This is a genomic window from Flindersiella endophytica (assembly GCF_054779015.1).
The window spans coordinates 119,432-132,666 of record NZ_BAAGYY010000007.1 but is presented as its reverse complement, the minus strand read 5'-3'; the positions used below and the strand labels follow the sequence as shown (position 1 = coordinate 132,666).

14 protein-coding genes are annotated in these 13,235 nt (G+C 69.8%); 6 read left to right on the top strand and 8 right to left on the bottom strand.

Annotated features, from left to right (window positions below; translation table 11 throughout):
• Positions 1-99: 99 nt before the first annotated feature.
• Together ACYVF6_RS05005 and ACYVF6_RS05000 are read right to left on the bottom strand one after the other, a co-directional pair.
• The gene (locus tag ACYVF6_RS05005) at positions 100-234 is read right to left on the bottom strand and encodes a hypothetical protein (protein WP_460516233.1); all 135 of its coding nucleotides are present in this window, start codon (positions 232-234) and stop codon (positions 100-102) included.
• Positions 235-324: 90 nt separating this feature from the next.
• Entirely contained in the window at positions 325-450 is a 126-nt protein-coding gene (locus tag ACYVF6_RS05000) for a hypothetical protein (RefSeq protein ID WP_460516230.1), read from the bottom strand.
• Between the two features lie 202 nt (positions 451-652).
• Here ACYVF6_RS05000 and ACYVF6_RS04995 point away from each other — a divergent pair, with 202 nt between their 5' ends.
• The 3 genes from ACYVF6_RS04995 to ACYVF6_RS04985 are packed head-to-tail and all read left to right on the top strand — an operon-like array spanning position 653 to position 3,791.
• A complete protein-coding gene (locus tag ACYVF6_RS04995; protein WP_460516227.1) occupies positions 653-1,909 on the top strand; it encodes an ATP-grasp domain-containing protein in 1,257 nt (418 codons plus the stop codon).
• Positions 1,906-3,180, top strand: a complete 1,275-nt coding sequence (locus ACYVF6_RS04990) for an MFS transporter (RefSeq protein ID WP_460516224.1) — start codon at positions 1,906-1,908, stop codon at positions 3,178-3,180. Before ACYVF6_RS04995 ends, ACYVF6_RS04990 begins: the two co-directional genes overlap by 4 nt.
• Complete coding sequence (locus ACYVF6_RS04985; protein WP_460516221.1) at positions 3,180-3,791, top strand: tyrosine-protein phosphatase; 612 nt, start codon at positions 3,180-3,182, stop codon at positions 3,789-3,791. Before ACYVF6_RS04990 ends, ACYVF6_RS04985 begins: the two co-directional genes overlap by 1 nt.
• A 51-nt stretch (positions 3,792-3,842) precedes the next feature.
• On the opposite strand, the gene ACYVF6_RS04980 is transcribed toward ACYVF6_RS04985, so the two are convergent.
• From ACYVF6_RS04980 to ACYVF6_RS04960, 5 genes are all read right to left on the bottom strand, one after another.
• On the bottom strand, positions 3,843-4,991 hold the full coding sequence (locus ACYVF6_RS04980) for an ABC transporter ATP-binding protein (protein ID WP_460516218.1): 1,149 nt from the start codon (positions 4,989-4,991) through the stop codon (positions 3,843-3,845).
• Complete coding sequence (gene modB / locus ACYVF6_RS04975; protein WP_460516215.1) at positions 4,988-5,800, bottom strand: molybdate ABC transporter permease subunit; 813 nt, start codon at positions 5,798-5,800, stop codon at positions 4,988-4,990. The genes ACYVF6_RS04980 and modB overlap by 4 nt, the downstream gene beginning before the upstream one ends.
• A gap of 10 nt (positions 5,801-5,810) precedes the next feature.
• Positions 5,811-6,608 carry a molybdate ABC transporter substrate-binding protein gene (modA, locus tag ACYVF6_RS04970; protein WP_460516212.1) on the bottom strand — a complete coding sequence of 266 codons (798 nt, stop codon included), beginning with the start codon at positions 6,606-6,608 and terminating at the stop codon, positions 5,811-5,813.
• Entirely contained in the window at positions 6,605-7,036 is a 432-nt protein-coding gene (locus tag ACYVF6_RS04965; RefSeq protein WP_460516210.1) for a TOBE domain-containing protein, read from the bottom strand. The genes modA and ACYVF6_RS04965 overlap by 4 nt, the downstream gene beginning before the upstream one ends.
• A 115-nt stretch (positions 7,037-7,151) precedes the next feature.
• Positions 7,152-8,642 (bottom strand): alpha/beta fold hydrolase, encoded by a 1,491-nt coding sequence (locus ACYVF6_RS04960; protein WP_460516207.1) that lies wholly within the window; start codon positions 8,640-8,642, stop codon positions 7,152-7,154.
• Between the two features lie 209 nt (positions 8,643-8,851).
• Here ACYVF6_RS04960 and ACYVF6_RS04955 point away from each other — a divergent pair, with 209 nt between their 5' ends.
• The 3 genes from ACYVF6_RS04955 (at position 8,852) to ACYVF6_RS04945 (ending at position 12,050) form a co-directional block, all read left to right on the top strand.
• Positions 8,852-10,147, top strand: a complete 1,296-nt coding sequence (locus ACYVF6_RS04955) for an alpha/beta hydrolase family protein (protein ID WP_460516204.1) — start codon at positions 8,852-8,854, stop codon at positions 10,145-10,147.
• A gap of 84 nt (positions 10,148-10,231) precedes the next feature.
• Entirely contained in the window at positions 10,232-10,750 is a 519-nt protein-coding gene (locus tag ACYVF6_RS04950; RefSeq protein WP_460516201.1) for a SigE family RNA polymerase sigma factor, read from the top strand.
• Positions 10,740-12,050: a hypothetical protein gene (locus tag ACYVF6_RS04945; protein WP_460516198.1), complete on the top strand. Its 1,311-nt coding sequence runs from the start codon at positions 10,740-10,742 to the stop codon at positions 12,048-12,050. Before ACYVF6_RS04950 ends, ACYVF6_RS04945 begins: the two co-directional genes overlap by 11 nt.
• Here the strand turns inward: ACYVF6_RS04945 and ACYVF6_RS04940 are convergent.
• Positions 12,047-13,195 (bottom strand): PLP-dependent aminotransferase family protein, encoded by a 1,149-nt coding sequence (locus ACYVF6_RS04940; protein ID WP_460516195.1) that lies wholly within the window; start codon positions 13,193-13,195, stop codon positions 12,047-12,049. The two genes, ACYVF6_RS04945 and ACYVF6_RS04940, sit on opposite strands and share 4 nt — an antisense overlap.
• Positions 13,196-13,235: the final 40 nt, after the last annotated feature.

The following is a 13,235-nucleotide window of genomic DNA, read 5'->3' as shown; positions in this document are numbered from 1 at the left end:
CCGATACGACAAACTCGCCGTCCGTTACCTGGCCACCGTCTACATCGCCGCCATCAACATCTGGCTCCGCGAACTCGAACGACACTTATGAGACACGGCCTAGCTGGTTCTCTCATCGTCGATCAGGTCGTCGGCGATCCGGGTCGCGCGGTCGATGGGGATGGCGAAGCCGGTGCCGATGTTGCCGGCTCCGCTGTCCCCACGGTGGATGGGTGCTCGCACTCCACCGGTCATGCGTGGAGTCCATCATCCGGCCGCGAAAACGGACGTAAGGCGAAGCGAAAGCCGGCCGAAAGCCCTGGCCGGGCGGCAGGCCGTTCGAGGTCAGCGTGGCAGGACCGCGAGGATCGGCGCGTGGTCGGAGTAGCCGTCGGCGATGCCGTAAGCCGACGCTGCGGCGGACGCGACGGCAGCTGCCAGCGCAACCACCGCCTTGTGTGCGTTCCTCACATAGACCCCCTCGCGATGTCGTTCCTGACCGAGATCATTGACATGTGCACTTACAGGCCACTACACCACGGCTACACGTCCTGGACGCGGTCCTGGGACGGCGCCGGGGTAAGGGTTGCGCGGCCAATCTGACGTGATCTTCCAATGCCGGAAGTCCGGCCGAACGGCGAGACTCTTACCAACACCGAGAGAGGGAGCCATTTTGTCCTATGTCGTACCCGCCGGCCGGCCCCGCGTCCTGGTGGTCGGCGGCCGGCTCGACCATGTACGCAAGGCCCGGGAGCTCGGCCTGGACGTCGTTCACGTTCAGTATCCCGACGAGTACGACCGCGGGCACTGGGCGTACGTCGACCAGGCGTTGCTGCTCGACTACGGCGACGTCGACCGGCTGCTGCCGCTGGTACGGGCGTTGCACGAGGCCTATCCGTTCCGGGCGGCCGTGTCGTTGTTCGAGCTCGGGCTGCTGCCGGCGGCGCGGATCAACGAGGTGCTCGGCCTGGCCGGCGAGTCCGTCGCCACCGTCGAGCTGTTGCTGGACAAGTGGCGGATGCGCCGGCACCTGGCTGCGAAGGGCGTGAGTCCGGTGGAGTCCGGGGTCGGCCGGTCCGCGCAGGACGTTCGGGAGTTCGTCGTGGCGCACGGGCTCCCGATCATCGTCAAGCCGATCCGCGAGTCGGGGAGCCTGGGGGTGTTCCGTATTCACGAGCAGGCGGATGTGGACGCCATCGCCGAACGTTTCCGGTCCCTCGACGGGCGCTGGGACGCCAGGGACCTGTCGTCGGCGACGTTCGAGGAGTTCCTCATGGAGGAGTACCTCGACGGGCCGGAGATCAGCGTGGAGACCCTGAGCTTCGACGGCCGGCATGTGGTCGTCGCAGTGACCGACAAGGAGATCGGCGGTCCCGGTGGCTTCGTCGAGATCGGGCACTCCCAGCCCAGCGGCCACCCGGCTCAGACGTTGGGCGAGGTCGCGGGGCTGGTGTCGGACTTTCTGGACGCGGTGGGGTTGCGCAACGGTCCGGGGCACACCGAGGTCAAGCTGACCTCGCGCGGCCCGCGGATCGTCGAGTCGCACAACCGGGTCGGCGGTGACCGGATCAACGAGCTGGCCGAGATCGCCTACGGCGTCGACATGGAGCGGTACGCACTGGGCGCGGGCTTCGGCGTGGTGGAGCCGCTGGCCGCGTCGCCGCAGCCGCGGGGTGGTGCGGCCATCCGGTTCCTCACGCCGGAGCCCGGCCAGGTCGAGGAGGTGACCGGGCTGGATGTTGTACGCGCGGACCCGGCGCTTGTCGACCTGCGGCTGGACGTAGGCCCGGGTGACCTAGTGCCCCCGCTGACCTGGAACGAGGACAAGGTGGGCCATGTCGTCGTCCGTGGCTCCACCGCCGCCGAGGCGATCGCCCACGGCAGGCGGCTGGCCGCGGCGATCCACGTACGTACGAAGCCTGTCGCGTGAGCACCGCGCGCCCGGACCAGCCGGACACCGGCGAGCTGGGATTCCGTGACGCGCTGCGCGGCCTGCCGGGCCGGGTGTGGATCGTCAGCCTCGGCATCCTGGTCAACCGGGTCGGCAACTTCCTGCCGGTGTTCATCGTGCTCTACCTGACCGGGCGCGGCTACTCCGCGGGCGCGGCGGGGTTCGTCCTCGGTGTGGCCGGACTGGGCAACGTGCTCGGCAACGCGGTTGGCGGTTACCTCGCCGACCGGATCGGCCGGCGGCGGACGATCGTGCTGTCCGCCGTTCCCACCGCCGGGCTGACGGCGATCGTGCCGTACGTCGGACCGTTCCCGCTGATCGTCGCGGTGGTGGGGCTGATCGGCGTGACGTCGCAGATCTACCGGCCGGCCGCGGCCGCCGTGCTGCTCGACTCCGTGTCGACCAACCAGCAACGGCTCGCCGCCTTCGCGGTGTTCCGGTTCGCGATGAACGTGGGTGCCGCGCTGGGCGGCGTCATCGGTGGGGTGCTGGCCAGTACCTCCTACGTGGAGCTCTTCCTGGGCAACGCCGCCGCGTGCCTGCTGTTCGGTGTGGTCGTGGCGGTGCTGCTGCGGGATGCGTCCGGGCGGCGACCCGGGCCGGACGACGCCGGAGATACGGGGGACGACGCCGGAGATACGGGGGCCGGAGACGGCGCTGACGGGCAGGCCGGGCGGGCGGTCGGGTACCGCGCGGCGTTCGCCGACCGTGCCCTGGTCCGCTTTCTGGTGATGACCGTGGTCGCTGAGTTCGTCTACATCCAGTCCACCGTCGGCCTGCCCCTACACGTCACCGATGTCGGCCTGAGCGCGAGCGACTTCGGTCTCCTGATCGGGCTGAACGGGCTGCTGGTGCTGGTGTTGGAGCTGCCGATCACCGGCGTGGTGGCGCGGTACCGGCCGGAGTACGTCCTGGCGATCGGCAACCTGCTCATCGGGGTGGGGCTCGCGCTGACCGGGCTCATGACCGGCATGGCCCTGCTGTCGGCCACGGTGCTGATGTGGACGTTCGGCGAGATGATCGCCACTTCCGTCGCCGCGGCCTACCTGGGTGGCCTGGCCCCGCCAGAGCTGGTCGGGCGTTACCAGGGCTTGTACGGCGTCGCCTACACCATCGGCACCGGCGCCGGCCCGATCGTCGGCGGCGCCCTGTACGCGATCGGCCCGTGGGCACTGTGGCCCTTCGTCTGCGCGGCCGGGATACTGGCCGCCGTGCTCTGCCTCCCACGCCGCGGCGTCCGACTCCGATGATGCCGAACTGGGAGGGCTGCCTCAACGTCCGTGACGTAGGCGGGTTGCTCTCGTCAGCTGGTCCGCCGATCCGCTTCGGCGCGTTGTTCAGGTCGGACAGCCACAGCCGCTTGACCGCGGCCGGCGTCGCGGCGGTTCGAGCGGTGGGTCTCAACCGGATACTGGACCTTCGCTGGGCACGGGAGATCGTGGAGGAGCCCAGCCCGTTCGCAGCCGATCCCGTCTACCGCAACGCGCCGTTGATCGCCGAGCCGGCGGAGCAGGGCACCACGATGCCGGACGCCTACCGGACGATGCTCGACGACAACCAACGTCGGATCGCGGACGTGTTCGGACAGCTGGGTGCCGCACCGGCCGGCCCGCTCGCCGTGCACTGCAGCGCCGGGCGCGACCGGACGGGCGTACTCGTGGCACTCGCGCTGAGCGTCGCGGGCGTGCCGCCGGCTTCGATCGCCGAGGACTACGCGCGCACCGATGGCTGCAGCGGCGACACGATCCTCAGAACGCTGGCCCACCTGGACAGCCGGCATGGAGGCCTGACCGCGTACCTGATGAGGGGCGGCGCGAGTGAGGCCCAGCTCAGGCAGGTGAGGAACCGCCTGCTCGGCTAGCTCGCGCAGGCCACGTGCGGGTTGGGAGTGCTTGATCAGGCAGGGCGGCGATCACCGCGCCGGCCACGCCCCCCGGCGTCGGGCGCCTGCCGGTGGGTCGGCGGGCCGCGTGCTCGCGGGGTAGGCGCGCGTCTCCGTTGCCTTGACCGCGACCCAGATCGGGCGGCCGGGTTCGAGCTGGAGGTGAGCCGCCGCGGCCGGGGTGATATCGGCGGCTACGACGATCGGGCCGTCGAGTTGGACGCGGAGGTTGTCGCCGTGGCGTTGCAGCCCGGTGATGGTCGCCGGCCAGGTGTTGCGCGGGCTTCCGTCCGGACGGTTCGGGTGCAGGGCGACCGCCGCCGGCGGGAACGCGACGAACGCGTCGCCGTAAAGGGGATCCGCCACGGACAGAGCGAAGCCTCTGCCCATCTCGCCCACTACGACGCGGCGGCCGTCCGCCCGGCCGCGGTAGAGGTTGAGGCCGACCAGCCGCGCCACGTAGTCCGTCCTCGGCTGCGCCGTGATCGTGGCCGCGTCGCCTTCCTGCACGATCCGCCCGTCCTCGATGATGACGAGCCGGTCGGCGAGTACGAGCGCGTCGAGCGGATCGTGCGTGACCAGCAGGCTGCCGCCCGGATGCTCGGAAAGGTGACGGTGCAGCGCGGCCCGGGTGTCGAGGCGGGTACGCGCGTCCAGCGCGGCCAGCGGCTCGTCCAGCAGCAACAGCGCCGGGCGAACGGCCAGCGCGCGAGCCAGCGCGACCCGCTGGGCCTGCCCGCCCGACAGCTGCCGCGGCTTGGCGCGGGCATGGTCTGCCAGGTCCACCCGAGCGAGCCAGCCGGCCGCCTCCTGCCGCGCGGTCCGCCGGTCGACACCGTGCCGGCGCAGGCCGAACGCCACGTTGTCGAGCGCGCTCAGATGCGGGAACAGGAGGTAGTCCTGGAACACCACGCCGATCGGCCGGCGCTCGACCGGCGTCCACACCCGGTCGGCGGGCCGGTCGACGTCGGCACCGGCGAGCCTGACGTACCCGGCGCTCAGCGGCTGCAGGCCGGCCAGCGCCCGCAGCGTCGTGGTCTTGCCGGCGCCGTTCGGGCCGAGCAGCCCGACCACTTCGCCGGGCTCGATCCGCAGCCGTACGTCGAGCCGGAACGTCTCCCGCTCGACCACCACCTGCGCGTCCGCGACGGCTTCTGCGACGGCTTCTGGCCCGCTCATGGTGCCGCCAGCCACTTGTCGCGCAGCGCGGCAAGGATCGTGACCGACACCGCGAGCAGGATCAGGCTGAGCACGATCGCCGCCTGCAGATCGGTCTCGAGCGCGAGATAGACCGCCAGCGGCATGGTCTGGGTACGGCCGGGAAAGTTGCCGGCGAACGTGATCGTGGCGCCGAACTCACCGAGCGCCCGCGCCCAGCACAACACCCCACCGGCCGCGATGCCGGGAGCCACCAGCGGGAGCGTGACGCGGACGAACGTACTCCAGCGGCCCGCCCCGAGCGTCGCGGCGGCCTCCTCGTAACGCACATCCGCACCCCGCAGCGCGCCCTCGACCGAGATCACCAGGAACGGCATCGCGACGAACGCCTCGGCCACCACCACGCCGGCCGTCGTGAACGGCAGCGAGAAGCCGAACGTGCCGTCCAGCCACCTGCCCACCAGGCCGTTGCGCCCGAACACCAGCAGCAGCGCCACGCCGCCCACCACCGGCGGCAACACGAGCGGGACGGTGACCAGCGCGCGCACCACCCGCCGGCCGGTGAACTCCACGCGGGCCAGCAACCACGCCAACGGCACGCCGAGCACCAGGCAGACCACCGTCGCGATCGTGGCGGTCTGCAGCGACAGCCACAGCGCGGCGAGGACGCCGGGCTCGGACAGGCGTTGCGGCAGCGTGGTCCATGGCGCCCGGATCACCAGTCCTGCCAGGGGAAGCACCAGGAACGCCAGCCCCAGTGCGGCCGGGACGAGCAACGGGACCGGCACTCGCTGGATACGGCGGCGGCGACGCGGTTGTACGACGGTCATGGCTCTGTTGCTACGGCGCCTGGAAACCGGCCTCGGTGAGCACGGCCTCGCCCTTGCCGGAGAGCACGTAGTCGACGAACGCCCTGGCAGCGGTCGCGTTGGGCGCGTGCTTCAGCACGGTGATGGGGTAGTCGTTGATGGCGTTCGCCGACTCCGGGAACTCCACGCCGTCGACGTCGGCGGCGGCTGACTTGGCGTCCGTACGGTAGACCAGCGCGGCGTCGACCTCGCCGAGCTTCACCTTCGACAGCGCCGACTTCACGTCCTGCTCGAACGTCGCGGGCGTGAGGTCGACCTTCGCCGCGGTCAGCGCCTGCTGCGCGGCCGCGCCGCAGGGCACCTGTTCCGCGCACAGTGCGACCTGCACACCGGACTTCGTGAGGTCGGCCAGCGTCCTGATGCCCTTGGGGTTGCCCCTGCCGACCGCGATCACGAGCTGGTTCCGCACGAACGTGATGGGCGTTCCGGCGGCGTTGCCCTCGTCGGTGACCGTCTTCATATTCTTCGGCGCGGCCGAGGCGAAGACGTCGGCGGGCGCACCCTGGTTGATCTGGGTCGCGAGCGCCGAGCTGCCGGCGAAGTTGAACGTCACCTTCGTACCAGGATGGGCGGCCTCGAAGTCGTTGCCGATCCTGGTGAACGACTCGGTGAGCGACGCGGCCGCGAACACCGTCACGTCGCCGGTCACCTTCGCGCCGGCAGACGCTGACGGGGTGCTGGTGTCGCCCGAGGTGCCGCAGCCGGTCAGCCCTGTGACGGCCAGCGCGGTGAACGCGACCAGAGCGGTACGGATCCGACGTGCCCTCACACGCTCCTCCTCGGTTCGCGTTGACTCGCGACTGACGGCGTGGACCGCTCCACCACAACCGTCGTCGACTTGATCACCGCGACCGCTACCGACCCGACCCGCAGGTCCAGGTCGTCGACCGCCTCCCGGCTCATCAGCGACACCACCCGGAACGGGCCGGCCTGGATGTCGACCTGCGCCATCACCGTGTCCTTCACGACCGCGGTCACGATGCCGCGCAGGCGGTTACGCGCCGACGACTCCTCCGATCGGGCATCGGGCTCGGCGGCCTGCTCGCGTACGAAGCCGGCCAGGTCGACGCCGTCGATCAGCCGATGGCCGTGCTCGTCGCGGGTCGCGGTCAGCCGGCCCGCGTCGACCCATCGGCGCACGGTGTCGACGCTCACGCCGAGCAACTCCGCGGCCTCGCCGATCCGGAATGCGGTCACGGGACCACCCTACCGCGCAGCTGCGACCACCAAGCGCGGATCGTCCTCGCATTCGCTGCGGCAATGCTCGGGAACGGCCCGCAACTGCATCATGGAGCTTCCGATGGGGCGGTGGTCAGGTGGCGCAGACGGGGGCTGCCGCGGACCGCCTGGTGAGCAGGAACTGATCGGAGGCAGCACTGACACAGGTCGAGGTGTAGTACGAGGTGTGTCCGTCACCGATCCGGGTCAGGACGCTGCTGTCGCGGATCTGGGCCGCCAGGCCGAAGGCCCACTTGTACGAGACGGAGGGGTCGTGGGTCGCGTGGACGATCAGTGTGGGTACGCCTTCGACGTCCAGGGTGTGCTGCGGATTGGTGACCTGCAACGGATAGCCGATGCACAAGCCGCCCAGCCAGAAGTCCGATGCGCCCTGGAGGTGGGGCGCCAGCTGGCGCGCCATCTCGATGCGTTGCCGCATGTCGGCGTAGGTCTGGATGTCGGACACGTAGTCACCGCAGTGGCTCGCCAACCGGGCATAAATGGGGTCGGTGGGACCCCAGGAAGGCGGTAGAGCGAAGAATCTGGCATCTCCGGCCACGGCCCGCCGGAGGACTTCGGAGAAGACCGCCCAGGATGCCTCGCCGGCTACGGGGTTCGGCGTCTTGGCGGTGAGCCAGCCCGGAGTGCCCATCAGGATGTCGCCGCCGGTGACGGGGCGGAGGGCTCCCTCGACGGGAATCGGGTTCTGGTCGGCGCTCCGCACGAGCCGGTCGTAGACGGCGGCGACGTCCTGGCCTCGCAACGCGCAGTCGGCAGCGGTGTCGCACCATTCGGCGAAGCGGTTGAACGTCTCCTCCCCGATGCCGGCGGACTCGGCGGTCAGTTGCACCTCCGGGAGGCTTTGCTCGAGGGCCGCGTCCAGGACCATGGCGCGTGTGCGCTTCGGGTACAGCTGGGCGTACTGCGCACCGAGTTGGGTGCCGTACGACAGCCCCAGCCAGTTGACCTGCGAAACGCCGAGGGCGATCCGTAGTGCCTCGTGGTCGCGGGCGACGCTGACGGTGTCGGCATGCAGCATCAGTGGGCCGGTCTCCCGAAGGCAGCTCTTCGCGAGGGCGCGGTTGTGAGCCACCATCGCGTCGAACTCCTCCCGCGATGTGGGGAAGAACGTGTATTCGGGCGTGAACGCCGGAACGCCACAGGTGATGGGAGTGCTCCCTCCGACACCTCGCGGGTCGACGCTGACGATGTCGAACCGAGCTCGCAACGTGTCGGAGAAGAAGGTGTCGGCCGCGATGACGTACCTGACGCCGCCGTCTCCCGGGCCGCCAGGATTGAAGAACAGCGTGCCGATCCGGTGCGCCGGGTCGTCGGCGGGCCGGCGTGCCACGGCCACGTCGATCTTCGCGCCGTTCGGACGTGACCAGTCGACCGGCACGCGCAGGGTGCCACACCGGACCACGGACGATCCCGGACACGGTGCGAAGTCGATGGCGTACCGCGGCGACCTGGCGGGCGCGGACCGCGCCGCCGAGGCGGCGGTCGACGAAACGGTTGACGAAGCGAGCAGGCCGAGACCGAGAAGGGCCGCGAGCAGTACGTCTCGAAGGCGTCGGATGGTCATTGAGACTCCAACCGCGCTGTTCGACCTCGACCGGAGTCCGGGGGCTGACCTCACTCTGATGGTGGACGGAGCCAGCTCATCGCCGAGATGACGCGTGTTGACGACCCTACCCACGATGAGTAGATCGGATGGAGGTATTCGTAGAAGGCACCTACGATTTGCTCGCCAGCCGCGAGTGACGAAACAGAGCGAACGGACAGCATCGCGACATGAGAACCCGTCAGTACCGCCAACGCAACCTCGCCTGCACGGAGTACTTCCTCGACGTCCCGCTCGACCATGCCAACCCCGACGGTGAGCAGATCGAGGTCTACGCCCGCGAGGTCGTCGACATCAAGAAGGCCGACGCCGACCTTCCGCGCCTGCTTTTCCTGCAGGGCGGCCCCGGTGGCAAGTCGCCCAGGTCGGCAGCCGGTGGCTGGATCGCCCGGGCGTTGCGCGACTACCGCGTCGTACTGCTCGACCAGCGCGGCACCGGGCTCTCGGCACCCGCCAACCGGCAGTCGCTGGCCCGGCGGGGCGGCGCGAAGGAGCAGGCCGCCTACCTCCAGCACTTCCGCGCCGACGGCATCGTCCACGACGCCGAACGGCTGCGTGCCGTGATCAACGACGGCAAGCCGTGGAGCACGCTCGGGCAGAGCTACGGCGGGTTCGTCACGATGACCTACCTGTCGTTCGCGCCCGAAGGCGTCAAGGAAGCGTTCGTCACCGGAGGGCTGCCGCCGCTGACCGCGACCGCCGACGACGTCTACCGCATCACCTATGACCGTACGGCAGACAAGAACGCCGCATACTTCAAGCGCCACCCCGACGACCGCGAGCTGTGCCTGCGGATCATCCGGCAGCTGCGCGACCAGGACGTCCGCCTGCCGACCGGTGAGCGGCTGACCCCGCGGCGGTTCCAGACGCTCGGTCTGCGGCTCGGCATGAAGACGAGCTTCGACACCATGCACTACCTCCTGGAGGAGGCGTTCATCGAAGGCGCGGCCGGGGCGGAGCTGTCCGACACGTTCCTGACCGAGGTCTGGAACACCACGGGCTTCATGACCAACCCGATGTACGCCGTCATGCACGAGCCCTGCTACACCCAGGGCGCCGCTGCCAACTGGTCGGCCGAGCGGATCTACGCCGAGCGTCCGGACTTCTCCGTCGACGCGATGCTGGACGGTTCCGTGCCGTTCCAGTTCACCGGCGAGATGATCTACCCCGCGATGTTCGAGGAGGATCCGGCGCTGGTGCCGCTGCGCGAGGTCGCGAACCTTCTCGAGGCGAAGAACGACTGGCCGCCGCTGTACGACCTCGACCGGCTGGCGCGGAACGTTGTCCCGGTCTGGGCGGCGCTCTACTACGAGGACCAGTACGTCGTGCGCGAGTACTCCCTCGACACTGCCAAGCGGGTCCCGAACGTCACGCCGTGGATCACCAACGAGCACGAGCACGACGGTCTGCGCGAGGCCGACCAGGTGCTCGGGCACCTGTTCACGATGGCGAAGGAGACCGCGTAAACCCGGAGCGTTCGCTGTCAACGCCGGCCGCCTGCCGTCGCGTTGGTTCGGTGGAGGATCACCGACCAGACCGGAGGGGAAGACGTGGCCAAGGACGCCTTCGACGACTTCGTAAGGGCGCGTTGGCTGGCCACCATGCGGCTGGCATACGGCATGACGCTCGATCGAGGCCGGGCCGAGGACCTGGCGCAGGACGCGTTCGCCAAGCTCTGGTTTCGCTGGGGCAAGGCGAGCGCGGGCAACCCGGAGGCCTACCTCCGCAAGATCCTTGTCTCGCTGTTCCTGTCCAGGCGCCGGCTGCGCTGGTGGTCGGAGTCACCGGCCGCCGAGCTGCCGGAGCCGGCCGGCAAATCCGGCACCGGGCGGGTCGACGACCGCGACGCCTTGCGGCGCGCGCTGGCGACGCTGAGCCCACGCCAGCGGGCGGCGGTCTACCTGCGGTACGCCGAGGACCTGCCCGAACGCGAGGTGGCCGAGCTCCTCGGCTGCTCGACCGGCGCCGTCAAGACCCATGCCAGCCGTGGCCTGGAAGCCCTGCGTCGCAACGGAGCGCTGGCCGACTCCTCCGCCCTCACCCGAGAAGGGACGGACCATGCGATTTGACCAGAACAGGCTGCGGAACGACCTGCAGGACCTCGCCGACCTGCCGACCGCACCCGTCGACCCCACACCGGAGATCCATCGGCGGGTGCGCGGCGTTCGCCGCCGCCGGACGGCCGGCGTCGCCGTACTCGCCGCGTCGGCGGTCGCCGCTGTCGCGCTGGTGGCGGGGCCGACGCTCGGCGCCATCCGGAGCACCGGCTCCGAGCCGGGTTACGCGGGCTCACCACGCGCCACGAACACCACCCGAGGAACACCGAGTAGCGGCCCGACGGCGATCCCGACGACTCCGCCGCCGTCGTTCCGGTTGCCCGAGCCGTGGTCGGACCGGAAGTTCACCAAGGAGCCGGAACGCAACATCTACCGTCCGATCGGCTACTACGTCGACGAAGGCAGGGTCCAGGGGCGGGACTGGGGCGTGCTGGCCTTCTCAGACGACGGCACGAGTCCCGGGTGCCTGGCCGTCGAGCCGCAGGAGGCGTTCGATCCCTACTTCTGCTACAACTACTGGCCGGCCGGGCGCCGCGCGAACTGGTCGACCGCGAACGCGCACGCGGGTCCGAAACCCAACCCGGACCTGCTGCCCGCCACGCTGGTGATGGGTGCGGTGTCGGTGGAGGCGCGTACCGTCGACATCAAGGTCGCTGGAAAGCTCTACCACGCCGATGCGGTCGGCACGCCCGCCTCCAACCGTCTGCGCTTCTTCGCGATCGTCGTTCCTGTGGTGGATGCGTCTCCGGGCGAGGTCACGCCACGCATGGCCAACGGCGATGTGGCTCCGCCGCCAGTCGGGCTGCCAGCGAACACCGATCCCTGCGCGGGTGGCAATCCCGGAGACTGCACGGAGGCGCAGGGCGGACCGGACATGCCGAAGTCGTCCGAGACCAAGGCGTCCGGGCCCGGTTATGAGGAGTACGTGCCCGGCGAGCAAGGGACCGGCTACCTCGTCAACGACGGTGATGGCGCGAGCGCGGTCTCGTACCGCAAGAACGGCGACGGCGCCGCCTGCCTCGCAGCCGAGCCCAACGAAACATACGTCAACACCGTGCTGTGCTACGGCGACCACGGGGAGCCGAGCGGAGATGGCGTGCTCTGGAAGGAGATTCCGGGCTCGAACGGAACCAAGGTCGTGATGGGCATGCTGATCCACAACGGCCTGAACCATATCGAGCTGCTGAACGCCAACGGCAAGCGCCTCGGCACGGTCTCAGCCGTGCAGACGCCGACGACGAGCCAGGCGCTGTTCTTCATGACGGTGCTCTCGAAGGACGCTGACGTGTCGCAGGTGAAGGCAGTGCGCTAGCGCTCGTCGAGGAACGCGCGCATCGCGTCCAGTGCGGGCTTGGGATCCCGCCGGCCGACTCCGATCCGGAAGCGGCCCGGCGGGATCTCGGTCAGCTCCGACTCGTACATCGAGCCGGGCAGCAGCAGGACGCCCTGGCGTTCGACGAGCTCGGTGCAGAAGTGCTCCACGCCGTCGGATCCGAGGTAGCGGGGGAACGCGACGCAGCCGCCGTCGGGCCGTTGCCAGTCGAAGCGGTCGGCGTGCTCGGCGAAGAACTCGTCGAAGAGGTGACAGTTGGCGGCGATCAGCGTACGGGTGCGTTCCCTGATCCGGTCCGCGTTGCGCAGGGCGATCGTGGCGAGGAACTCACTCGGCCCGGCGTTGCAGATCGAGGTGTAGAACTTCGCCTGCAGCAGGCGGTCGAGCAGCTCGTGGTCGCGGCAGGCGACCCAGCCGACGCGCAGGCCGGGCAGGCCGTACGCCTTGGAGACCACGTTGATCGAGACCGCGCGTTCGGACAGCTCGGCGGCTTGCGGCAGCGTACGCGACGGGTCGAGCTCGACGCCGCGGAACACCTCGTCGGAGACCAGCCGGATGCCCCGCTGGTCGCAGAGGCGGACGAGTTCGGTGAACGTCTCGCGGTCGGGCACGAAACCCGTTGGGTTGTTGGGGAAGTTGACCGCGACCACCTTGGTGTTCGGGCGCAGCAGGGAGCGCAGCCGGTCGAGGTTGAGCGTCCAGCGCAGGTCGCCGTCGCCACCCTTCCAGAGTGGCAGGGCGCTCACGTCGGCGCCAGTCGCGAGCGGCAACGACTCGCTGGACTGGTAGTTCGGCACGCCGACGATCGCGTGGTCGCCGGGGGAGAGCAGCAGGCGCAGCGTCCAGAACAACGCCTCCTCGGCGCCGGCGAAGCACAGCACGTCGTCGAGGTCTATCTCGTCGTTGTAGGTCGTGGCGATCGCGTCGCGCAGCTCGAGGGTGCCCTCCGTGGGGATGTAGCCGAGGCCGAGCCGTTCGAACGCGTCGCGGTCGTCGGGGGTGCCCATCGCGAGCAGCTCCGAGACGCTCATCGTCTCGGCGTCGGAGGCTGTGAGGTGGTAGCGCGCCTTGAACTCCCAGCGTCCGAAGTACGCTTCCAGCTTGAACGTCGGCAGTCGGTCCATGAGTCCGATGCTGGCACATCGACGACAGCGGAGGTTCGCG